1 protein-coding gene is annotated in these 25,453 nt (G+C 65.8%); it reads right to left on the bottom strand.

From position 1 onward, the window contains the following. Positions 1–86 precede the first annotated feature (86 nt). The gene (locus ACFYY7_RS34190; RefSeq protein WP_388667721.1) at positions 87–25,001 is read right to left on the bottom strand and encodes a UvrD-helicase domain-containing protein; all 24,915 of its coding nucleotides are present in this window, start codon (positions 24,999–25,001) and stop codon (positions 87–89) included. Positions 25,002–25,453: the final 452 nt, after the last annotated feature.

Here is a 25,453-nt window from a genome sequence, read left to right as displayed (position 1 = left end):
GATGTGGGTGCTTCCCGCCCTGCTGGAATTCGCCCCCCGCGCGTCCTCGTTCTCCCGGAGCGCGGGAATACCCAAGCGCAGGGCGGTCAGGTCACAGTCACACTTGTGGTCGCATGGGTGGCCTGCTGCACTGTCTGAACCGCACTCTGTTCCCTACTGCGGGCAGCGCCAACGGATTCAGCAGGGCGCGGCCGCGGTGGTGCTGCGAGGCGGCGCTGTTGCGCGGCAAGGACTCCTTCGGCCGCTTGCCGGACGACCGCTTCATCGACGTCTTGCAGGCCGTTGGGTTGGCTCGTTGTCGTGGACTTCACTAGCCCTGACAGGAGCTCCACTGCTGAGTGGGCATCGACTGCTGCGCGCGTCACTCGGGCGATGGGACGCTGCCCGGGATCCAGACCCATGTCCACAACGCGTCCCAGGGCAGGGTGGTCAAGGGCCGCGAAATAGATTGGGCGCTCGCCCAGCTGACACAGAAGTGTTGGGCCGGGTACAGGAACGGGAGAGTCCAGGAGGCGGCCGAGTTCTTCCTTGAGCCGATCGGCAGCCTCTACTGCGGAGGAACTCGTTCGGGCATACAGGGTCAGTGAGGTGAAACCCGGCCCCAGAATTCTCCGAGCATTTTCATTGCGTTCGTGGAGGCCCGCCGCCGCCTCCCAGGTGGGTCCGGTGTGGGCGGGGGCGCCGGCGGCCACCCACTGTCCTTCCTGTGCCTCGTCGACCAGGCACAGGAAGGAGGTGCTGCCGTCCTTGTGCCGCAGGTAGACCTCGAAGGAGTTGCTGTCTGGCATTGGACTGCGCTGAAGGCGGCCGTCGGCACTGACAACGGGTTCGGTGTGCCGCGGCTCCTCGTTCGCCGTGGGTCGGTCTGGCCTCGTCTTGTCGTTGCCGTCCAGCGAGGTGTGCATATCGCCCGCAGGGCCTGGCGGTGGCTGAGGAACGGTATCGAGGTCATCGATAGGGAAGAGTGACTCGTCCTGTGCCGGCGCCGTCTGACGACGTCGTCCTCCGCCGCGGGTCTCAGGCTGGCGCTGGTGGGGAGCCTGCGTTCCGGGCGAGCTTGAGGCGACGGGCTGTTGCTCGCTTGTCGCCTTGTCATCCCCTGGATAGGGCTGAGCGCCGCTGTTGTTCCCCTGCCTGGCCGTAGGACGCTGCCGCTGGTTGGACTCCGTGGGCCTGGTCGCGGTCGGTACTGGTTGGGCAGTGGTCTGTTCCGCCCCTGCGGGCCTCGGGCCGCGGTCGTTGGCTGAAGTGAAGGGAAGGGGTTCTGGGTCGGCGAGGTGCTCCACCTGCCCATCGGCGGTCTGGACTTCGCCGTCGCGCAGGCGGGCCACGATGGTGTCGTAAGAGTGCTCGCCGTCGATGAGATGGCCCGTGAAGTGGTTTTCGCTGCATTCCTTGACTCGGATCCATCGTGCGGGACCAGTGTCGGTCATCACGTGGTCGCCTGGTTCGACGGAAGAGTCGGTGAAGGCAGTGCGTCGCGCCTCCGCGTTCTGCTCGCGGAGTTGCTGGTAGCGGTCTTGCCGGAGCGGAGGCGGCGCAATCTCGCTCAGCAGGTCTTGAAGCGCCTGATGCAGCGATCCTCCCTCTCCAGCGCGCCAGAAGGGCAGGTGTTGGCTGGCATTGGGCGCATCGAACGGGAAGGGCTCGTTCTCTGCATCGGTGACGCGGGCCTGTATGGTCTCGGCGAGCCATGCTGCGTGGGTGGCATCTGTGGCATGGCCTGGCGGAATCAGGTCCGCTCCTGAAGCGGGCAGCACAATTCGCCACCGGTTCTCAGTGTCCTTGTAGATGGCAAGGCGGTTCACCAGCTCCAGGGATGGGGCGCCGGCGGCAGCTATGCGGGCGGAAGCAAGGCCCTGCTCTTTCGAGCTGGGTGGAGTGGTGCGCAGCAGATCTCGCAGGGCAGGGGTGCTTGTGACGAGACGGCGCCGCCATGCGGATGGGACCTGTCCGTCCTCCGCCTCGGGCTGATCAGCGTAGTGGTTGACCGCTGCCCATTGTTCCTTGGACAGCACTTCCGCGTCGGCGTGCAGGCGGGCGGCGGCGTACTCGTGCGCTGCGATGGCTGCGTCGACGAACCGGCCGAGCTCAGAATCGTGTTCGAACAGTTGGCGGAGTTGGTCTCGGAAGGCAAGCAGAGCTTGAGGGTGTAGCCGCCAGTGCTCGTATCGCCGAAGGTCACGGGCATGGGTGGAGATGACGGTGAGGGTGTGCGGGTCCACATTGTTGAGATCCGCCCTGTGGAGGGCACGGACCAGTGCGTCAGTCTGAGTGCTGGCCCAGGCCCACAGCCGTGGTTCCTCCGCCAGTCCGTTTTCGGCATCGGTGACGGGTGCTCCGGCGGACTGCGGGTCGATTCCGAGGGTCCCGGGGTCCCGCAGGTATCGGAGGGCAGTTGCGGTGGTCTGGTCATTCGCCGGGAGGCCAAGGAGAAGTGATGTGTCAAAGTGGCGGTAGCTGTGGAGCCCGGTGGCTTGGTCGCGCAGATACGCCCAGGCTCCGCGCTCGGTGGTGTGGGACTCCAACACGAGAGCTCCATGGCGTCCCTCGTGTACGAGTATGTCGCCTGCCGTCAGCCGGGCTGTCTGCAGGGGCTTCGGGATCAGGTCGTGCCGGGTGAGCTCTTTCCCTTCAGCGGTGTGCTCCAGGCGCACGATCTGTTGGGGTGGGTTGGCGAACGCGACGTGATCAACGTGCTCCACGGCGCCGTCTGGGTGCTGGATGAGAATGTCCGTCAGCGGAACGGTCTCGATGCCGCGATGGGTGGCGTCGACGGTGGCTTCGACCTTCAGCCATGCCGGACGGTCTGCGTCGTCGATGTCCTCGAGGAGGATCCCGTTGCCGGCGAACAGCACGTCTAGAGTGCGCCAGTCGCCAACGAAGGAGATCCTGTCACCAGCCTTCGCTGAAAACGTCCGGATTCGGGTGCCGATGCGGTTTCCAGACGGGGCGTAGACGCCGGTGTCCACGTGCTCGGCACGGGTCAACAGGTGGGTGGGATGTACCTGGAGGACGTCCCCATCGGCGTCAGTGCGAATGCGAGTTGAGTGAGGATTCCCTCTGCGTATGTCGGTGATGCGTGCGGGCAGGCCATCCTTGGCGACGATTCGGTCGCCTTTCCGTGCATCCCTGGCTCTCAAGACGTTTCCGGCAGATGGCATCTGCAGGGGGACGTGCAGTGCGGGTTCACCGCTTTGGGGATCCTTGTGCGGTATCCCAGCCTGTAGCAACTGTTGGAACTTGTCTACCCGGGATGCCAGTTCGTCCAGCTCTGTTCTGACGGGGGCCCACGTGTACAGGTCTGTGCGCGCCTCCCCGAGACGGGTGATCTGTCGTATCAGACTGGTGATCTCATCAGTGGCATCGTTGAGGCGGGTCACCCCGGCAGGCAAGGATTCACCGGGGATCCGGTCACCTGGCTGTTCGCTGAGTCGCTTGATCAGTTGGCGCAGGTCGTTCGCCAGGGCGGTCGGCGGGGGCAGCAGGCTGCGTATGCCTCGTACCGTCCAGCGTGTGGCCTGAAGGAGCCATGCGTGGGCAAAGTAGTAGTTCGGCAGAGTGGTTGGCGTGGCGGGCTGCCACTCGTATCGGCTCTGCCTCCAGGCATACTCGGCCAGTTTCTGGCCCGGCGTCTGGTCTCTGCGCGGGTCGGCATCGACAGCATCGGTGGAAGTCTGCGGCGGTGTGAGTTCGGTGCTGGGTTCTTGTTCGCCCTCGGAAGGTGGGCGGGCGGCATCGTCTTTGACTGCTGGTTCGTCCGTGTTCACGCTGGGGGCCACCTGGGGTACGCCATGGAGCGATGCCTCGGGGGGCAGTTCGACCTGGCCCTGTACGGGCTCGACCGGGGGGTACGGCGGTGCGGTCTGGCGTCCGTCGAGGCCATAAGACCTGGGATCCAGCTTCGCCCAATCGGGTGCCTGCTCGCCGTTGCGTTGCGTGGAGCCGTCCTGGCGGTTGGTCTGGACTGTTTCTGAGTCGGGTTCGGCCGGTTGTTCGCGCTGCCTGCTTTCGCCCGGCTTGGTGGGACGTACCCTGTGGCGGTCGCCGGGATCCGCCTGGGTAGCCATGTTTGTCTCGGTGTCCCCAGGGTCTGGGACGGCCTGGGCGTCCAGGGGTGCTGCGTCAGCCGTTGCGGTATCAGTGCTGGGTGATACTGCGACGCCGACATCAGCGGGGTTCTGGACACTGGTGGGTTGGTGCTGGGGTGTGGCCTGTACTGGCAGCGTCTTGGATATCGTGGCGCTGGCCTCTTCCAAGGAGGTCATCCAGTGGTCACTCGTCTCAGCGACCTCGCCAGCACGTTCTGCAATGAGACTCTCGCCAGCTGCGGTAGCTGCCTGAGCCAAGGTGCGGGCTTCGTCCTTCACTGCGGTGAGCAGGAGGAGCAGTTCGTCGGCAGGTGCGGGCCGTCGTGCGACTGCTTCGCCGGCCTTGAGCAGCTGCTGATGCGTGTTCCAGATGCTCTGTCCAGGCTCGCTGTGCGGCAGCGGGTAGCTGACATCGGTAGTGGTGCCCTGCAGGACAGACCTGATGGCTTCACGCGCCTGCCGGGCAACCATCTGCGCCGCGGGCATCGCGTGGTCACCGACGGCTTCCCGGACCACTCCTGCGCGGGCTTCCTTGGCTGCGATGACGACGGGAGAGGCACTGTCCTGCATGGTGTGGACGGCCACCGAGCCGTCGGGATTGCGAGTCACCGTGCGTATGGTGACCGTTTCTCCCCAACGGGCATGGCCCAGCGAACCCGTGTGATGAGAGGCGGTGGACAGGAGATGTGGTTCCGGCAGACGGACCTGCTCACCTTCGGTGAGGGTGGACCAAGCTGCCCTGCGCCAGCCCGCGGGCGCGGACTCTTCGGCGGTATCGGCATGCCAGTACAGGTACTGGACGGCATCGCGCTTCCGGCCGGCAATCTTGACGAGATATCCGTCCCGGTCGATGGAGGCGAACTTGTCGCCGATCTTGATGACTGCGCCGAGGAGGGTCTTGGTTTCGTCCTTTACGAGCCGTCCCCCCATGGCTTTGAGAATGGCCTGGTCGTCGAACACTGCCTCTCGCTCTGCGCGGGCCAGCTCGGCTTCCGCAGCGGCGGTGTCCGCACCCGTTGGCGCTGGTTGTTTCGGGGGCGAGGCGGGGGTGGCTTCGGCCACGGGTCCGGTGCCGTGGGCAGCGTGGCCTTCTGCGTCGCCGGGACTGTGGTCGCTGGAGGGCGCGGGATACTCGGGTGCGACAAGCGTTGAGTGGTCGGTGCCCTCACCTCGGCGTACGCCTGCGATTGCACGCAGCCGATTCCAGGTCTCGGCGTCGTGTTCACCTAGGCAGGTGACGATTCCGGGGGCCGTGTAGCGGTCCAGGTGGAGATTGTCGGTGCCCGGGGTGTGCTCCTGCCAGCCGCTGCCGTCTTCGGACCACTGTTTGCGCCAGGCACGCACCGCGTCGAGTTGCAGGCCAGCGCCTTCGTCGTGAGTGCCTGGTGGACCGTTCGTGGTGTTGACGATGCCGACGACACGCCATGTTCCTCGACCGTTCCAGTTGCGGAGCTCATCTGGCTCGGAACTGGACAGCCTGGCTATCTCGTTTTCGGAGGCTTCGAACTCGACGACATCGCCTGCCTTGAGTTCAGCGGTGTAGACGCGCGTCGCGACCGTTCCGTCGAAGCCGGTAGCTGCACAGGCGGCGTGGGCATTCTTCTCGAACAGTTGCAGAGTGTCACGGCGTTCGTAGTCACCCGTTTCGCCGTCGGAGGTTGTGATCCGCCAGACCTGTCCGGTGTTTTCGACCAAGGTGACGTGGCGAGGGAGTATTCCGTGAAGGAGGTCACCTGCCTTGATGTCCTCGGCGAACTTCTTGTTCTCGCCCGCACCGTTGTTGGCCGCTGCAGCCGCCGCTCGTAGGTACAGGGCCGCCGGGTCGATGCCCTGGGGGATCCCCTTTCCGTCAGCGTAGGTGTCTGCGTAGGCACGCAGGATGGCAACGCGGAGAAGCTCTGCGCGGTCCGAGGTGAAGTCGGTGATCTCGGCATGGAGACTCGGATTCGCCCAGTTGAGCGTCGTGCCGTCCGACCGCCGAATGGCGGCCAGGTTCACGGCGAAGGCCTCGGCCTTGGCTCGCGAATTGAACTTCAGTCTTTGGCCGCCGACGCTGAAGGCTATGGCGTCCCCAGCCGGGCATATCTCCCAGCCGGTTCGATAGGCGATCAGCGTGAACTGGCCGTCGACGCTGAGGTGGAGTGTCTGGCGTTCCGCGTCGGAGGACCAGTACCGCATGAAAGAGCCCGTTTTGCCGTCGTCGGCGGAATATCTTCCGCCCGAGCGCCAGTGGGCCACCATGTCGGCACGCCGGGCAAACGCGTGGGGAGCTGACCTGGAGCCGGCCCGTTTTCCGTCTTCGGCCTCGGCCTGCCGGTCGTTCTCCTGCGCGGTGAGTTGCTCCATCGACGCATTGGCGTCGATGCGCGCGCTCGATGCTGCATCGTGGTCGGAGAGGTCGGCCCAGGGGATGGGGGCTCCGTGCATGTCCGTTGCTGTTGCCAGGATCTTTGCATAGGCCAGGGCGCTCGTCTTGCTCGTGTCCCCGTCGTAGCCGCCTACCACTACTGCGGTGCGGGCGTGGAGGATGTACCAGCGGCCCTTGTGGCGAATCCCCTCGCGACGTTCGGTCGAGGTGGATTTGGCGACGATGAAGTTGCCGTCAGCGGTGAGCTGGCCGTTGTCCAGGTGCAGCGTTGCGAGGATGGCTCGGACTCGATAGTCGTCGAGGGTGGCCAGGTGCCTGAGCGCGGCGTCGATTTCCGTGAAGGCGCGGGGGTGTCTGTGGCCTGTCGGAGGCTCGGTCGCTTCAGTGCCGGGCGCGCCGGGTTCGGAGGGGACAGAGGGGGCGGGTTCTGCTGAAACGGTTGCCTCAGCCGCGCTTGGCTGTTCGCCTCTTGGTGATGCCTCGTGTTCGCCTTGGCCGTTGAGCCATGTGAGCTCAGCATCGGTCAACTGGTGGATCAGGTGATCGGTGGACTGCCCCGCTGCCCGCAGCCGGTCGTGCTCATCGCGGTATGCCTGGGCGACACTTTCTGCTTCCTGCGAGTCGTTCGCACGGCCGATGCACCGGCCGTGCTCGTCGACAACCGCACCGAGACTCCCGGCACGTCGGGCCAAGGGGGCAGGAAGAAGGACGAACGCGAACGGCTCTCCACTGCCGATCCGGAACGCGGATCGGCCTTCTGTGTCGTCTTCCGCGGCTGGTGCCGCGTCAAGCGGCATGGAGCTCGTCTCTGCTTGCGGGGGTCGCTGCTCGGCGGGCGTCTCGGGCTGGGGGTGACGCTCTGCTTGTCGTGCCTCGTCGAATTCGCGGTGACGGCGGTTGAGGAGGATCCGGCGCTCGATGTCCGCTGGGGACACGGCGCCGTCGGGTGTGCTGCCTGGGTCGATGCTGTGGTCCATGGCCCAGCGGTAGGCCCTCAGGGCAGCTTCCTCTTCGGACCGCTGCGAATCGGTCATCTCCGATGCGTGCCTGGTGCCGATGGGCAGGGGATCGCGGCGGCGGCCTGCTTCCGCCGGATGTGCGTCGCCGGCTACGGGTTCTTCCCGAACTGAAGGCTGCTGTTCGTCGTCTGTGGCGTCGCTCTCCTTTGAAGGTCGGGCGGCGGCCGGCTCCCTCAGGAGTTCCGTAGGCGCGTGCTGCAGAGTGGTGGCGAGTGAGGTCGCCACATCGGCCAGGGCCGTGAGCTCCTCGTTCCGGTCCGACCGGTCGGTGGTGTAGGTCTGGGCGAAGGCGTTCGCTGCTTCAACGAGTTTCGGCAATCGGGTGGCGAGCTCCGCGGGTGTCACGGGTCGGCGCAGGACGCTGGCCACGGTGGCGCGCACGTCCTTCCACGCTTTGGCTCCAGTGATCGGAATGGGTCCGACGCCTGTGAGCGCCCGCTTGATCCTGGTGCGCGCAGCGTGCAGCACTCGGTGCTGCTCGTTGTAGGCGTGTGACCCTGTCGCGCGGCGGAAGGCACCGAGAGCCGCCTCGTCGGGCTTGAGCGTGAGAGATACCGGCTGCCGCTCTCTGAGGCCGGTCACTGTCAGCTCGCCGGTCGGCGTCCAGCTGGCCGTGGCGTATTCGAAGGGGTCGCCGGGGGTGGCGCTCTGTACCTTGATGCGCCGGTCTCCCCAGCTGCGTTCAGTTCCGGGAAGCCGGATAGTTTCGCCGGGAGTGAGCGTGGTGAAGGGTGCCGGCCGCCATCCTTCGGGGGCAGCGGCTTCGAGCTGCTCGAGTTCTTTGAACAGCGCGTCCTGGGCGAAGGCGGCTGTGTCCTCGGGGAAGCCGCGCAGGTAGCCGTCACGGTTGATGAACTGATGTCGGCGGCCTTCGGAGATGACCGCGCCCAGCAGGATTCCGTCTTCATCGTGGAGGACGAGAGCGCCGGCCTTCTCAAGGACACCGGGGATCGCCAGGCCTGCGGCGAAGAGCAAGCGTTGTTCCTCGGCCTGGGTGGCACGCTCGCGGCGCCGTTCCGCTTCGGCCTTCAGGGAGTTGCTGCGGGCAGTGATGAGAGAGGCGTGTTCGGGTCGCGCAGGCGGAAGCGTGAGGCTATGGAGCTCGGCGTTGATTGCCTCGTCGTCGAGGTCGCGCACCGGGGTCGCGAGGGGGCGGGCGTAGCTGGTGTCCGGCGGGGTGTCGGCGCGTGTGATCTTGCCTTCGCGGCGCCTGGCCAGGATTTCGCGCCAGGAGGACCTATCACCGTCCGAGGTAACCACGCCGCCGGCGTCGACCTCCTCCACACGCCGCCAGTAGGCGAGGGACCGGCCCCGGACTTCGTCTCCTGGGTGGAAGTCGGCGGGGGACCAGCGGCCTTCTGTCCCGCTCTTGCGGACGTCAGAGGCCTGTTTGTGGTCCTGCGCCGTGAAATGGTCCGGCTCTGGGGCGGCGAGGGCCGCAGTCCGCGCTGCGACGGAGGAGTGGACTTCGACAATGCGTCCGACGTGGGCGAGGGAGCCCACGAGCAGGCTGGTCTTGTGGCTTCGGGTTCCGAAGTGCATCTCCTTGAGATTCTTGTCCTTGCCGCGGACCCTGCGCAGACCGATGGTGTCGGTCTTTCCGATGCGGCCGAAGTCCGCCAGACGCAACGCCGCCCATGCCTGCTCGTCGCCCTCGGTGAAGCCGTGAACAATGGTGGTCGTCTCGTTGTGCTCCACCCACATCGGGTCACGGACAGGCTCTGCAATCGCGGCGGGGCTGAGTAGCAACTGCCAGTGACGCACTGCAATCTGGGCAGTGCCCTCGATCGTGGCGGCGCCGGTCAGGTGGTCGCCGCCCATCAGCAACGTCCATTTCTTGCCGTCCCGCCGGGGGCTGGTGGCGCGGGCGATGGTCGTGGCGCCGTGCCCGATCTGCACGTATCGGGTGTAGTCGTGATAGTCGTCATAGGGGTTGAATTCCTGGGCGGGTTCCCACAAGAGCCAGAATCCTGGCTTGCCGGCTACGGGTTCGGCATCGGCGGGCCATGCGCTGGTATCGACCACCAAGTCGGGAATGTCCGAGACCGCTGGGGAGGAACTGCTGACAGGCCCTGTGGCCGGGGTTGCTGCGTCGGCGGCTTCTGTCTGGTCCTTGCGGACGAGGGCGCGCCCGCGTGATGCCATCAGGGTGACGAGTCGCTCCACAGCTTCGGTGCGCTCTTCCCATGACAGTTTGGAGGACATGGCCCAGTACTGGAAGGTCTTGCGGCCCGCTGTGCGCTCGTAGTGCGGACGGAACGAGCCGGACAACTGAAGTGCAGCGTGGACTTCAAGGTCGTCCTTCTCTGACCCGTGGATGCGTGTGGCCTGGTCGTGGTGCTCGATCCAGACGTCCTCGGCGTCGCCGGTGCGCTCAGGGAGCGGGCCGGTCAGGGCTGCGTGGGCTTCCGCGATCCTGTTCACGGCGTCGCTGGGGCTCTTGCCGTTGAACAGTTGGTCGTCACCGAGGTGATTGCGGTAGCGGATCTGGGCTCTTGAGTTGGTAAATGGTTCGCTGCGGCCGATGAACTGCTGGGCGGCGAAGACAGCGATGGTGCCGGTCTCTGGGTCGGAGTGCTGGAGGTATCCGGGGTGGTCCGGCAGGGGTGTAGCCTCCGCGGGTACGGCGATCTGTGGGGCACCGTCCTCCCAGCGTGGAACGTCCGCAGACCCTACGGGGACGGTGGTTCCCACCGGATGGTTGGTCTGGGGATCCACCGCGGTGGGCGACGGTGTGCTGGGGGTTGCGAAGCGGCGGAGGTCTGCCGCACGAACCGCTGCGTGGAGCGCTTCGTCGTCGGTCTCGTACGGATCGGAGATCGCGCCGTTGTCGTGGTAAAGGATCCATCCGTGGAGGTCGTCCGCAAGATGATGGCCGGTTGGCTCGCCGTCAACGCTCACAGGCCGTCGGCCGTTCTCGCCGGGCTCCCCCATGGTGACCCGTGCGAGTGCCGCGCTGCGGCGCTGCTCGATGGTGGGGCGTTCGACCAGTGCCCGTGCCGCGTCGCCGGCCAGAAGTCGTGTGAGCGCCGGGCTGGGCGTTGTCGGGGCACGCAGTGCGGTGTCGGCGGTAGCGTCCCAACGAGCGAGGTAGAGGTCAAGGGCCTCGATGAGCGTCGCCGAGGCCAGCGAAGCAGGTGCGAGGTGGTTCCATTCGTCGAGTGCCTCGGCAGCTGAGAGGAGGTCACGCCAGGGACTTGCGCTCGGTGGCGTGTCCTGAGCTCCTTGAAGTTCGCTATGCCGGGTTGTCAGTGAGTTCAGTGCGGTGCGGGCGGCGGACCAGGCGGTGTGCTCGGCGGTGCTCCAGTCTTCGTCGTGCCTCGGCACGTCACTGCCGTGGTTGCTGAGGTGGCTCTGGCTCCATTCCACGACGGCGGCCGCGGCCGTGTGTTCGCTCTGGGCGTGGTCTTCGGGTTCGGAGAAGGGTCCGGCGTTCTCACCGGGGCCTGGAGGGTGTTCATCGATGAGTGCGATGGTGCGACCCGAGCGTCTGAGGACGACGGTGAGGGCCTGGGCGCGGCGGGCGCGTAGGGCGTTCGTCCAGTGGTCCGGCAGTGCGTACGTGCCTGTCCTCTCTGCCGGTGCTGGCCGGAAACCGAGAGATGTCGCCAGGTCCGCGGCCTCATCCGGCAGGTTCTCTATGAAGGTGCGGGGGATGGTTGTTGGGGTGTGATGCAGCACCAGGGCAGGCGAGGGGGGTTCCTGCACGCGCGGTGGGGAGGTGGTCTCCGCAGCATCCGCCTCAACGCTCTCAGACAGGCGAGCCAGCAGTTCAGCACTGCGGACTCCCCCACTGGCCGTGGCCATCAGGCGCGTGGCGTAGGTCCAGGCAGCGGCGGTGTGCTGCGTGGCCGCGTCACGCAGCCCGGGATCACGCTCCGCGATCCGGTAGGCGAGAAGGCGTGCCTGGTCTGCGGTGGCCACCTCGTTCCAGACAGCTTTGTACTCCTTGAGTCTCAGCGTGAGGACGTCCATCTCCAGGAGAAGCGCGTCGTCTGCCGGCACACGGGCGCAAAGAGCACTGCGAAGCTTCTGCCAGCTGTCCAGTGCACCATCGCGGTCGGGCCAGAGTCTCGGGGCTATGGCCCGATAGGGAGTATCGGGCCCTCCATAGGGCTCTGCTCCTCTCGCGGCGTTCCGCAGGGCGTCTGAGATTTTCGGCTCTTCGAAGTCCTGTTCCCAGCGCTGCACGAGCTGGTCGGCCTGACTGGCGAGCTGGTTGAGGCCGTCGATCAAGTCGGCGGATGCTTCCGGGTGCTGCTTCTGCACCCATCTGATCAGGGTCCTGGTGTGGCGTGCCGCACGGACCATGGGGCCGTGGTCTCGCTCGTGGTCGGCGGACTTCCAGGCGTTGGCGAAAGTTTTGAAGGTTCGGTGTTGGGTAGCGACGTGGTCCTTGGCCTTCTCGATCCATTGCGAGGCGCGGTGTGCGAGGAGCGCGGATCCGGCCTTCCCGGTTTCGCGGTTCGGGAAGGGATGCACGGGGGAAGGTCGTGAGGCGAGAGCGATCGCATGCTGCAGTGTCTGTCGCATGGCTTCGATTGCAGGTGTGCCTGCTGGTGCCTGGTCGGCGAACCAGCTGTCGAAGGCGCGGTTATAGAGGTCCTCATCTCCGGTCGCGGCAGCACGCAGCGTTCGCTCGGCAGGCTCGTTGCTCTGTAGCGCTCTGTCGTAGAGGCCAATCAAGGTGCGCGTGTGCCGGTCCTCGGTCTCGGCAGTCGCGCCGGGAGTGGTTGCTGGTGTTCGTAGTTGCGATGCGTGGTGAATGGTCGGCCCGTCGCCGGGTATCGGCGCAGCGGGGGTGCCGCTCGGCGTCCGGGCGGTTGTCGGCGCGGACGGCTGGACAGTGGGAGTCGCAGGGTTGGCGACGGTGGTCGGCCCGAAGGCGGTGGTACGCAGGCTCGGCGGCTGGTAGTGGCCCTGGGCCAGTGCCCGGTCGAGGTCGGTGTCGTTGGCCACGGGCAGTTGGGGCGGCTGATGGCCGTCACAGGACAGGACCTGCTCCAGAATTAGGTCCTCAACCTGGTGGCTGTCGTCGTTTCGGACCAGGAGGATGGTGGGCGGCTCCGTGCTCAGAACGGTGCCGCGCCGGAAACTGCCGTCCTCGGCTTCGTAGGCGACTGTGCGGCCGGGGGCGAAGTCGTCGGTGGTCCACTTCCTGCGGTAGATGCCGGTGGGCCGCTCCAGCGGGTCCTTGTCGGCGGTCGCTTCCAGGACCCAGCCGAGGGAGCCCGGGTCGAGGGTTTCGGTGGCACGGGTGAACGCTACGTAGGCAAGGCGCAGCAGGGCATCGTCGGGCATGGTGTCCCACTCGATGTTGCCCGCCTGGTCGAGTTCGGGGCCGACGAAGTCTGAGGCGATCCGTACTCGTGGCCACTCCAGCCCTTTGGACTTGTGGGCTGTGGAGATGGTGACGTCTGGGTCCTGGTGCTCGGCGACGATTCCGCCCTGGCCCGGTTCGGGCTCGGGTGTGTGGGCGGTGATGTGGGCTTCTATGGCGAGCCGGGCGTCCGCAAGGGTGTTGGCGGGGTTATTGACCCAGTAGCTGATGGTCTGGCCGTTTTTGACGAAGGACGCCCGGTGGCGTCCTGGCTGGTAGTACCAGCGCCGGGAGCTGCCGTCGTAGACCAGTTTGCCGAATCCGTTGGTCTTGCGTTCCTTGAGCCAGTCGGTGAAGGCCTGGTGTTCGGGGTTTCCGGGCTGGGTGCCTTCCACCCACAGCCGTTGGCCGTCCTCGCTGAGATGGATGTCGGCGAGGCCTTCGGAGGTGAGGAGCTGGTCGAGGCGGCCTTCCTTGTCGTCCTTGATCAGGTGGACGATGGTTCGCATGGAGCCGGCCGCTTCGGATTCGTCGTCGACGTAGTCGACGACCTGTTGCCATGAGCGGAAGGCGGCAAGGTCCTTGTGGTTGCTCTCTCCCGTTTCCTTCAGTTGCTCAACGGCGCCGATGAAGTCACGGATCTCTTTGAGTCCGCCTGCTACGGCGACGCGCTTGCCGGCGTCGAGTGCGTCGAGCGCTTCGGTCACCGCGGTGGCGTTGGTACGGGTCAGCACCGCGTCCACGTCGTCGGGTCCGAGCTCGGCTAGCTCTGCGGGTTTGCCGGACAGGCCTTTGAGCCGCATGCGGGTGCCGATCAGCCGCAGGAAGCGGTTTCCGGCTTCGGCGATGGAATCACCGAAGCGGAAGGACTGCGTGAGGGTGAGCTGGACGTCGACGGGGAAGTGGGACAGTGCGTCGGTTGCGCCGCGGAAGCCGTAGATGGACTGGTTGGCATCGCCGACGATGACCACCTGGACGCCTTGGTTCATCGCAGCACGCAATGCCCCGTCAAGGACCGGGTTGACGTCCTGCGCCTCGTCCCATGCGATGACGTCGTACTGGATCCGGAAGCCCGACAGTGCCCATTGCTTGACGATGTACTCATGGTCGTAGGTGAGCGTGCCGTACGGATCGGTGATGTCCGCCCACATGCGCTCGACTATGGGCTTGAGAGCTTCAAAGAGAGCTCCGCGGTTGGCTTCGCCGATGAACGTGGGCACCTGGACATGCTGTGGGCCGGCTTCCGTGTCGGTCGACTGGCACCACCGCTGGAGCATGCTGCGGGCCATCGCTGCCGCTTGGGCGGGGTGAACGCGGCGGGGGCCTACGGGTACGTCGTCATAGACGCGCATCAGGTCGGCGATCTGCTGGGCCGTCTGCCGGGAGGCGCCGCCGTTCTCGGGCAGGCGTTCCTTCAGGCCTCGGCCTGCGTCCACGTAGCGTCGGTTGACCGCGTGGAAGGCGAGCCCGTTTGCGGTCATCGGTTCGATGTTGTCGGAGTACTTGCCGGCCGCTTTTGCGGCCTTGGCTTCCTCGACGACGCTCCGGTTGAAGGCAAGAAGGGCGATCCTCTTGCCGGGCAGCCTGCGGGAGATCATCTGGATCAACGCCGACTTTCCTGTGCCCGCGAGGGCCCGTACGGCGACATTGAGACGCCGGCGCGCCACCGCCTCGATGCCAATCTGCTGTTCTGGGGTGGCCGGGTAGGTCTCCCCAGCACTGGCTTCCGCCTCGATTCGGGCCCACTCATCGTCGGAAGGGGATCCGGGCTTTGCAGGAGGCAGTTGCTCCCGGGCCTGGTCCAGGTCGCCGCCGCTTACGGCCGGGGCGTCGTTGCTCAGTCCGTACCCTAGGAGACGGTCAAGGATGATCTGGCCGCGTTCTCGCTCTGGCTCTATGGGCTCCCGGCGCCGTATCTCGTCGGCTATCTCCCAGGCGCGCTGTTCTGCCTGGTAGCGGTAGGCGAGGTCCAGCGGGTCTGTTGAATCGGCGAGGGCCTGCACGATGTCGTGCAGGTTGCCTTCCTCGGCCTCCAGTGCCTCTTCGTCCATCTGGGCGGGTGGTGTGCTGGGCAACATCGCTGTGTCATGGACGGGTTCCGTGTCCGGCCCATGGTTCTCTGAGTCGCGTGCGAAGGCCCGCCCGGTGTGGGTGTTCGCGGGGGTGTCGTCCTGTGGAGATGTCCCTTCGTGGTTGGCTCGAAGACGGGTTGACTGTGGGGGGTCCTGGTCGGTGTGCGGGTGGCTGGCGTTTCCCGCAATGCTGTCTTCTTGAAGGGCGATGTCGTTGGCCGTGGCGTTTCCCGCCCCACCCACTGTCGTCACCTGTGTGGCTGCATCGGCTCCGGTGACTGGTGATCCGTCCGAATGCAGTCGGTTTTCGTCGAGCTCCCCGGGGTCTTTGACCACCGCTCCGTTACGGATGCGTGCAACAACCCGCGCATACTCGATCTTTCTGGTGGAACCGGCATATGAAATCGTAATCGTCGTTGAATTGGACCGCTTGACGACCTTGCGTAGGACTGTGCCTCGCCAGGTGTACTCGATCAGGTCGCCGGGCTGGAAGTCGTCTTGCCGGAATTCGCGGGCCATGTGTTCCCGCCATTTAGCGATCTTCGCCCGGTCACGGGCTTCGCGGGCCCGGGCGTCGCTCAGCTTGGCTTCCTGCGGCGCCTGACTTCGCAGCTGTGCTGCCCGCTCTTCGTGACGGGTGGCCTCGGCTTCTGCCAGGCGGCGGTCTCGGCCGGCCATGGCTCGACGACGCTCTTCGTGATCTTCCAGATCTTCAGGGAACGGCTCGTCCAGGTGGAGGCCAATCTCGCGGAGCAGCACCCGGACTCGTTTCTCGGCGGATTCACGCTGGTCGGACGGCAGATCCTCGTCTTCCAGGTCCGCCTGAAGGCTGTTGAGCTCGGCAAGCAGGGCATCCGGCCCTGCGTCCGTGCTCGCGGGGGTGTCGTCCTGTGGAGATGTCCCTTCGTGGTTGGCTCGAAGACGGGTTGACTGTGGGGGGTCCTGGTCGGTGTGCGGGTGGCTGGCGTTTCCCGCAATGCTGTCTTCTTGAAGGGCGATGTCGTTGGCCGTGGCGTTTCCCGCCCCACCCACTGTCGTCACCTGTGTGGCTGCATCGGCTCCGGTGACTGGTGATCCGTCCGAATGCAGTCGGTTTTCGTCGAGCTCCCCGGGGTCTTTGACCACCGCTCCGTTACGGATGCGTGCAACAACCCGCGCATACTCGATCTTTCTGGTGGAACCGGCATATGAAATCGTAATCGTCGTTGAATTGGACCGCTTGACGACCTTGCGTAGGACTGTGCCTCGCCAGGTGTACTCGATCAGGTCGCCGGGCTGGAAGTCGTCTTGCCGGAATTCGCGGGCCATGTGTTCCCGCCATTTAGCGATCTTCGCCCGGTCACGGGCTTCGCGGGCCCGGGCGTCGCTCAGCTTGGCTTCCTGCGGCGCCTGACTTCGCAGCTGTGCTGCCCGCTCTTCGTGACGGGTGGCCTCGGCTTCTGCCAGGCGGCGGTCTCGGCCGGCCATGGCTCGACGACGCTCTTCGTGATCTTCCAGATCTTCAGGGAACGGCTCGTCCAGGTGGAGGCCAATCTCGCGGAGCAGCACCCGGACTCGTTTCTCGGCGGATTCACGCTGGTCGGACGGCAGATCCTCGTCTTCCAGGTCCGCCTGAAGGCTGTTGAGCTCGGCAAGCAGGGCATCCGGCCCTGCGTCCGTGCTCGCAGGGGGTTCCGGTTCTGCGGCTCGTTGTGGCGTGGGGGTGGTCCTCTGCAGGTGACCGGCCTCGTCCTGGGCAGCCTGCCGGACCTGGGTCGCGGTCTGCTGTGGCTGGTCGGAGGCGATGTCGTGTTCGGTCACTTCGGCTGCCTCCTCTAGTGGACCGGCCAGGACCCGATGGTCGGCGGCGGGGGCTTCTCTGGGCTCGGGCTCGATCTGGTCAGACACTTCATCCCGTGTCTGCTGTGTCTCTTCCTGGCTCTCGCCGCCGGCAACGACGGCCTGCTGGACCAGTGGGGTTTGGGCATCAATTGTGGCGGCGGCGCGGTCGTACTCCTCAAGGCGCGCCACGTTCTGGTCAAGGGCGGCCTGACGTCGTGCACGATCGGCTTCGAGGTCTGGATGGGTGTCGTGGGAGGCAGGTGGGAGTTTGTCGAGCTCGGCGCGGGCAGTGACGATGGCTTCGAGGTGGGCCAGCCGCCCCTGTGCACGCTCGATCAATGCCTCGTAGTCGGTGTCGTTGAAGCGTGCGTTCTCCAGCTCGCGAATTTCGTGGTCCAGGTCTGGCAGGGCGGCCGTCTCGGCGTCGTGCAGATGGTGAGCTGTCTCCAGGGCGCGTCGCAGTTTGCCGATGAGGCTGGTGCCGGTGGCGTCGTTCTGCAGGTCCTGGGGCGAGATCTGGATCAGGCTTCCGGGGAGCTCTGGGAAGTGGACGTATGCGGTGAGTTCGCCTGCGTTTGCGTCGGTCTGAATCGCCAGGTCGAGGCCGCCGAAGTGGCCCGATGTGGCGGGCCCTGCGGTCCCGGTGGACGCGTGCGCTGTCAGGGCCTGGACGACCGCACTGTGCAGAGCTCGAGCTCCGGCTGTGTAGACGTCATGGGTTGTGCCGGCGATGGTGAGGGCGAAATTGTCACCTGTGGTGGGGCGGATGCGTGGCAGGGCTGCGGTGCGAATGGGCAAGGCTGCCCGGATGCGGGCGGCTTCTTGCTGCTTCTCGTTCAGCAGAGTGCGGGCGCTGAGGCGCTGGCCTGCGGTGATGCGTTGGTCGGAGGTGAGTGTGCGCAGCTCCTCGCGGGTGTCGAAGAGCTGGCGCAGGTACTGGTTGCCCGTCAGTTCTGCCTGCATGGTGCCGAAGTCGGCCTCGGCCTCGTCGATCTCCAGGAGCAGGGCCTGGTGCACGTTTCGGCTCATCACGACGCGGGAGCTGGCGACCTTGGAGGTGAGAATGCCGTATTCCCAGCTGTCGAGGCTGTGCCGGGTTCCGACGAGGTGGACTCCGACCTCGGCGTTCTGGTTGCCCTGCCTGAGTCCACGTCCGTCGCGCTGGGCGAATCTGTTGGGGGTGAGCGTCGGATCCATGTGGATGACGTCGGTGACGCGGTTCTGGGCGTTGATGGACTCGCCCATCTTCTCGGACGATCCGATGAGGATGTTGATGCGTCCGTCCCACGCTTTGGCGATGAGCTCGGTGAACGCGTCTGGGTCATCTCCTGCGTCGTGGATGAAGGCGATCTTGTCGCGGGGGACTCCGAGGCGGACGAGTTCGGCTTTGAGCGCGTCATAGGTGATGAACCCGGTCGATTCGGTGCGCCGTTTGCCGCCTGGGGTGCCCAGGTCGCAGAAGATCATTACGAGGCCACCGGGGCGTGGGTGAGGGCGCAGGTCGGTCTTTGAGTAGGTGTATCGGTTGTTCTTGGATTCCTCGTAGAGCTGCGCGCCAAGCTCGGCGACCACGGTCACCTTGCGGCCTGGTGTGGTGTCTGTGCGCAGGAGTCGCGGGTCCATGGCGATTTTGCGGCCGTCTGAGATGACGGACAGCATGATGTCGGGCCTGGGTGCCGCTTCCTTGCCGCCTGGCCGGCCTGCGTCCTCCCAGGCTGCCAGGCTCTCGAGCCATTCACGCCGGGCGTCGCCGGCGTGGATGGCAGCACCGCGGGCGATGAGCTCCTTTGAGAGCTCCTTCTGCTGCGGTGTGTCTTCGGCCAGAACGAGGTTGGGCTTGCCACCCTTGACGGCGGGGCGCTCGATGCCGGCGTCCTCGGCGAGCATCACGTCGGCGACCAAGAGCCACTTGGTCATCAGTGACGGCAAGTCGGTGAAGCGGGAGAAGCGTTCGACGAGCTTGATGCCGGAGCCGTCCGGGGCCTGCTCGATGCGTGTGACAGCTTCGCCGTACGTCATGGCCCAGTCGTCGAAGATGAGTACCAGGAAGGCTGCCAGGACGTCCTGGTCGGCGATGCGCAGCAGGTTGTGTATGTCGGCGATGGTGTTGGTGAAGGGTGTTCCGGTGAGGAGTGCGAGGGTCGGTTTGCCTTTGCGGATGCTGTGCAGCCAGGTGGTGAACTGGTGGAGGTGGATTCCGCGCAGGGAGTCTTCGGGGGCGTTGCTCAGCAGCCCCGATTTGATGGCGAGGCCTTTGTAGCGGTGGGCTTCGTCGATGATCGCGTAGTCGAGTCCGAGGTCGTTGAGGTAGATCTCGCCGGGGCGGCGGTTGGGGGCCTTGGCCCTGCGGATCTCCTGCCGGCGGCGCTCGATGCGCTCTTCGAGGACTTTTTGCCGCAGGTCGATGCCGAGACGGCTTTTCTCGGTGGAGATCTGCTGCGCAAGGAGCCGGATTTCCTCCTCTTCGTACCATTCCTGCCACTCCGGGCTCATGGGAACGGTCTGGAATGCTTCTTCCTGCCAGATCAGCAGGTCGTAGAGGTGTCCGTCGGTGCGCAGGTACTCCAGCAGGGGGCGCCGTTTGGGGCCGGTGAGGTCCTGGGAGCGGATGGTGAGGATCCGTGCGTTGGGGTACAGGAGGCGTGACTCGGCTTCCCATACGCCCAGTGCCTTCTTCGGTGCGACGACGAAGGGCCGCTGGACTCGGCCGGCCTGTTTGAGTGCCATCGCGCCGACGATGGCTGTGGTGGTCTTTCCCAGACCTACCTCGTGCGCAACGATGACTGATTTGGAATGCAGCATCCTCGCCGCGGCGGCATTCTGGTGATCACCCAGGGTGCGTTCCTTGGTCAGTCCCTGTGCCGGGGGTTTCATCCCTTCCCAGCGGGTCAGGACGTGGCCGTTCATCTGGGTGTTGTACGCGTCGGTGAGGGTGCTCAGGCGCTGTTCGTCGTCCAGGACCCAGGGCTCGAATCCGGCCCGCATGGCGTCGACTTTCTGCCGGTACTCGCGGGTGGCGTCTTCGTCGACGACGCGGAGGGTGCGGGTACGTCCCCCGGAGAGCTGGAGCACCTCTTCGGTCATCAGCTGGGTCGAGCCGCCGTTGAGAGCACGGGTCGCGACATCCACGGCCCGCCGTCGTGAGGTTCCGTGCAGGACGTTGGCCGCATCCAGGACCGCGTGCGCTTTGATCGTCCATCCGGCGTGGGTGTGGACGACGACGAGTGTCGGGTCTCCGAGGCGGTGCCGCAGATAGTCCTGAACCAGCTCCTCGGGAATCCACGCGGCGCCGAGTTTGGCCTTGAACTCGCCGATCTTTCTCGGGCGTGGCATCGCACCGGTAAGGGCGGTGACGTTGACCTGGAACGCAGGATCGCGGCGGGCAGCTTCCTTGGCCGACTTGAGTTTGGCGCGCACATTGCCGCTCAGGTACAGCCATGACGGGATGAGGTCACTGGAGTCCGGGTCTGGGTCGTCGAAGACGTCGGTGCCGAGCGCGGTGCGGGCCTGGGCTGTATCGAGGTTCAGGAGCCGGGCGATCTCGGCGAGGTCCACCTGGCCTGTACGGCCGTGCACGGCGGCGAGTGCGGTCTTGGGATCGTCGGTGCGTTCAAGGGATGTTTCACGGGCCTCGGCGCGTGCTTCGAGGATGGCCGCGAGCACGGGCTCCTCGGCCTGTTTGTCCCATCGTTCGAGACCAAGGACAGAGGCGGACTGCGGATCCATGAGGAACCAGCCCCACGCTGTGGGCAACGGCCCGGTCGCCTCGTCGGATACAGCAGCGGGTGAACGACTGGCTTTGGCGAGGTGCTGGCCCGGGCGGGAAAGCGGGCCCCAGCGGTGGGTGTAGTCGCGGTGGGCGGTCTTGAGCTGAGCTCGTAGCCGGTCGGCGGCATCGCGGTCGGCGGCCGCGGCGGCATCCAGAGCGCGGAGCTCCAGTGCTAGGTCGCGCATGGCGATCAAGTGCCGCAGCTGCTCTGTTTCGCCATCGGCGGGGACAGCTTCGATGGGGGCGAGCCCGTTGTTGTGCTGCCAGATGATGCCGTTGTCGTCGGTGTAGAGACGTCCGGAGAAGTCGGTGGCGTGCTTGGTCCGCGCCTCCTCGAGGCGTAGGGCAGGGCGGTCGGGACCCTCCGGGTGCGGGCGGTAGGCAAGGCCGTCGGCCACTGCCTGGGCTGCGATCTCGCGTAGCTTGGCCTCCAGTTGCGGAGCGATCTGGGCGCGGCCTTTGACGGTGAGTTCAGGGCCGCGCTGGGTGTTCCGCATGGCCAGTGTGCCCAGGACGTGGTCGGGGCGGGAATGGAAGTAGCGGTTGAGGTCCGGGGTGCTGTCGCCGACCTGGTAGGGCTCGGACCTGAGCCAGGTAAGGTCTCGTGGCTCCTCCCCCGGCATGCGGCGTCGGAAGTAGACGACGTCGACGACGACATCGGTGCCGGCGGAGCGGGCGAAGACCCGGGCCGGGAGCCTCAGGGCGAGGACGAGGTCAGCGTGGCGCGCCATCTCTTCCCGGGCCCGGGACTGCCTGGAGTCAAGGGTGCCTGTGGAGGTGATCCATATGCCGTAGCCGCCGGGCCGCAGCATTTCCAACTGCTTGATGATGAAGTAGTTGTGGATCAGGTGCCCGTTGCGGTTCTTGGCGAGGTCGCTGACGGGGAGGTTCGCGAAGGGGGGGTTGCCGATAGCGAAGTCGAACGTGCCGGCCGGAATGTCGGTGTCAGCGAACGACTCGTTGAGCACGTTCACGTGCGGGAATATCAGGCGCGAGAGGCCAGCGGTCGTCACCTCGCTCTCCACCATGGTCAGGCGCACATTCTCGGGCGCGGTACCTGCGAAGACACCCATGCCGGACCCGGCGTCCAGTCCCTCACCCCCGTTGAAGCCGAGAGCCTCCAGCCCAACGAACATGGCGCGGGCGATCTCGGGTGGGGTGTAGTACGCGGACACGGTGGAGCTCGCGGCCGCGCGCCACTCCGTGGGTGAGAGCAGCTTCCATAGCCGGTCGCGCGCGGGGGCGAACCGCATCCAGTCGTCGAGAGCGGCGGCGAAGCCGCCTTCACGTTCGCCTCCGGGTCCGAAGATGGGGTCGGCGTCCCGGGGACGAGGTGCGAAGAGCAGCGGTACGGACCCGAATCCGGAGAACTGGGCCAGCGTCCGTCGGTCCGCCTCCGTCAGTGCACGCCCGGAGGATTCGACCTCTCTTTTCAGGACGATCGCGTCAACGTTCGTTTCAGCCTTGGCGACAGGGTTGTCAGGTCCCATGTCGTCCAGGCTGGTGTAGACGAACTGCGGGAGTGCTACTGCGTGGCTGTCGGTGGCGGTGCGTACACCAGATCCTGCAGGACCTGCTCCTGTGCCATGGTTCGTGCCTGGTTGTGCTGGCCGATGCGTTCCTGGTAGTCGTCCGTCGCGGGCATCGATGCCTGGATCGTCTGCATCAGTTCGCCGATCATTCGCTGAGCCCGCATCCCCAGGTCCGTGAAGTACGTTTGTGGGCTCTTCAGCTTGGCCAGCTCCTGGGGGTGCTTGTCCTCCCAGTGTTCCCAGGCCTTCTGCCCGTACTGGTCCACTCTCGTTCCCCTCCTCTTCCGGGCCGCTCGCCAGCCCTTCGAGCTGCTGGGCCAGCTCCTCGCGGGAGACGACCCTGCGGTCATCGTCCCATCCCTTGGCCCGTGCTGCCGTCCTCTGTTCTTGGATCTCCAGGAGGACAGACGCTGCTGCTTTGATCTGCCTGCCGGCCCGGCCCCGGTCGCTCTTGTCCTGGTCTCGGTCCAGGTTGATGCTGCGCAGGGACTCCACCATTGCGTGGGTCTGGCGTTCCAGCTCGGCCAGCAGCCCACTGGGCAGCCGAAGTTGCTGCTCCGTGCGTTGCTGACTGTGCGCCAGCCGCGATATCAGGTCGGCGAGCTGGTAGTTTTCGAGCACCGCTGTGGGCCGGTGGTGTCCGTGTGCAGCCGCGAACTCGGAATAGGCGGTGCAATAGGCCTTGGGGATCGGTAGGTATGCGTAGGGGCCCCACTTTCGAGCGCCGTCCATGTCAGGGTCTTCGTCGTAGTGTCCGACCGTGTAGCCGATCACTGCGGCCCGCGAGCGCCCCTGAGTCCGCCGCTCCTGGCGAGAAGCCGGGGTGTGGCTTCCGAGCCATGCCTCATTGGTTTCGCTGAAGGTGATCGTGCCGTAGTGCTGGCCGTCGATGTACAGGCTGCTGTCCTCGAGTGCTACCCGGTCGATTGCTGCACGGTAGGTGGGCTCATCGCGGCGTTCCGCCTCGGCCCGCAGAGATTCCAGGCGTTGCCGCTTGGCGGCCAGGTACTCTTCGGAGGACTCTTCGATGTCGCCGAATCGCTCCCTCAACTTCTTTCGTTCACTGTCCAGCGCGAAGTCGTTGAGGTCGGCGGGCTCTTTCTGTGCGCGGAGCCTGTGCATCTCATGGGCTGACCAGGCGGCGCCGAGGGCGCGGATGCGGTCGTCAAGGATCCTTCGGTCATTTGACCCTGGCTTGTAGTCGGAGCGCAGTTTGACGAGTTGCCGCTGCTCGGTGGTGATCCCGTACTGCTCCAGCGTTCGTGGATCGGGGCGCGAAGCGATCTCTACAGCCGCGCGGTGCCTGATCTCGCTGTCGACCTCCTTGAGGCGGATCTCGATCGTCTTGCTGGCATCGGTGTTGGCGTAGGTGGTCGTCTGGCTCTGGAGCCGGTTTCGTTCGTCGAGCAGCGCCTGAGTGTCCGGGACTGCGGCAGGGGCTGGGCGCTGGCTCAGATCCTGGATCAGGCGGTGTGACCGTTCGGCCCGCAGCACGGCGCGCCGCGCCATGGCGGAGGAGATCCGCGGGGGCACATCGCTGCCGCGGTAGCGGGTGTCCCATGCGGTGATGGTCCGATCGAGGTCGATCAGCTCCCGTTGCAGAGCATCGAGTGTCATTCCGGCCGGCGGTGGCTCCTTCTCCTCCTGTGCCTGGGATGGCGACTTGACGAGCACGTGGCGGCCTTGGGCGGCGAACTCTGCGAGTGCGGCGGCGAGGTTCCGGTCCCGCGTGGGGGCCGTCCAGTTGGTTCCGCTGCCGTACATGTTGATTGACGGCTTCCAGTAGAAATGTCCTGCTGTCTTGCACGCTTTGAGGTCATGCTCGTCGTTCTTGATACTGCGGTGCGCAACGGCGTTGCCGTCCTTGGTGAGTTCGATCCAGACCCGGTCGCGTTGGTCAGCCGACATGGACGCGGCCTGGTGCTGGCGGGCGGCAAGGTACGGAAACAAGGTGCCGCGCCAGGCGCCCCCAGGGATCCGCACGCCGTCGACCGTTCCGACAACGCCGTCGTAGGTGTCTTGAGCTGTGGCGATCGGGGTTCCATCGGGGCCGTAGACGGTGAGGGTGCCATCGCGCAGGTTTCCTGCTCGGGTGTAGTGATATCCGGGAGCGCCTTCGACCGGTGTCGCGTCTGCCGGCATGACGGCTGGTCGGGGAGGGGTTGTCTCGGCCTGCTGGTCCTGTGTGGTCTTCTTGGCTTCGTCCTGTGCGGCCTGTTCTGCCTTCTGGCGCTGAACAGCTTCGCTTCTGAGGTTGACGGTTACCGCCGTGCGGTGGGCATCCCAACCGGACAGGCGAGCCAGCCGGGCCAGCACGTCGGCTTCGGGGCCCGTGGCGCCCCATGCGGTGTGGAGGACCATGGCTGCTCGGTGGATCTCCACATGGCCGTAGACCCGGTTCTTCAGGGACGACTGACGCGGATCGCCGCCGCGCTGCTGCCATGCCTCATCGAGAGCACGAGCCAGTTTCGCTGTACTGCGAGCGCTGGTGAGCTCGGCTCTCTGCGGCAAGGCGGACCACGCAGCCCACGCCTCCTCGATGTCCTGCAGCGCCACGCGCAGCTGCTCGCGGGCAGCCAGCACTCCCCCGTCGGCGGTGACGTCGGCATACGGACCGGGACTCAATTGCCTACCGAGGCGCTCAGCGTCCTCCCACTGCTGCTCATAGACCAGTCGCGCGGCAGCGCGGCCTGCCTCTTCATGAGTGGCATACGTTGCGTCCAGAGCGGGATATCCGTCAGGGAGGTTACGTACTTCCACCTTGCGGCTGTGGCGGCTGGGTTTCACCGTGACATGACGGCCGCCGGGTGCAAGTCTGGCGAACTGGCCAAAGCTCCGGTTGCTCGCCTTGCGGGCTTCTGTGAGTGACTTGAATACAGCGCGCGTAGGAATGCGGGCCGGATCCACCTGGGCCGAGTCAAAGCCTTCGTCCGGACGGGTTCGTCCCGGCTCGCCAGGGCGCTGAGATGTCTCTCTTGGCTGGTGGGTGGCATCCGCATCGTTGGACAACCGTGTCTCCTCCCAGCAAAGTCAAGGTGGCTCTTCCCAGCGTGATTGGGCTTGGCCATCGACTGATCCTGAGGGGCAGTCCCTTCTTGCCAGGGCTGTTCCGGTGGTAAGGATGTTGATTTCCCGCGCTGCGGGAGAGCGGCTGGCGGATGTCCTGCACTGCGGAAATACCGGGTGGTCAAGGCGAACCGCGCAGTGAGAAAGCGGTGGTGTCCTCGGTCCTGGATCGCCCAGCCTTCCAGCCGCCGCACCCGTAGCCAGCAGTGGAATCCGTGATGCAGCCTCAAGCTTGAGACAGGGAACGCGCCACTGGTCCGAGGTCCATTTACAAGAAAGCAAGCTCGCTACGCCCCTCCGCGCATTGCGAGGGGGGACGGTCTCCAGGCGACACGAGAAGGTGCCTGCTCCAAGTCGGCATGCCGATTGCACTGATCCCGAAGCCTCGTGGCATC

The sequence above is a fragment of the Streptomyces sp. NPDC001933 genome (assembly GCF_042890955.1).
Lineage (GTDB): Bacteria > Actinomycetota > Actinomycetes > Streptomycetales > Streptomycetaceae > Streptomyces.
This window is presented reverse-complemented; position numbering and strand designations above follow the sequence as displayed.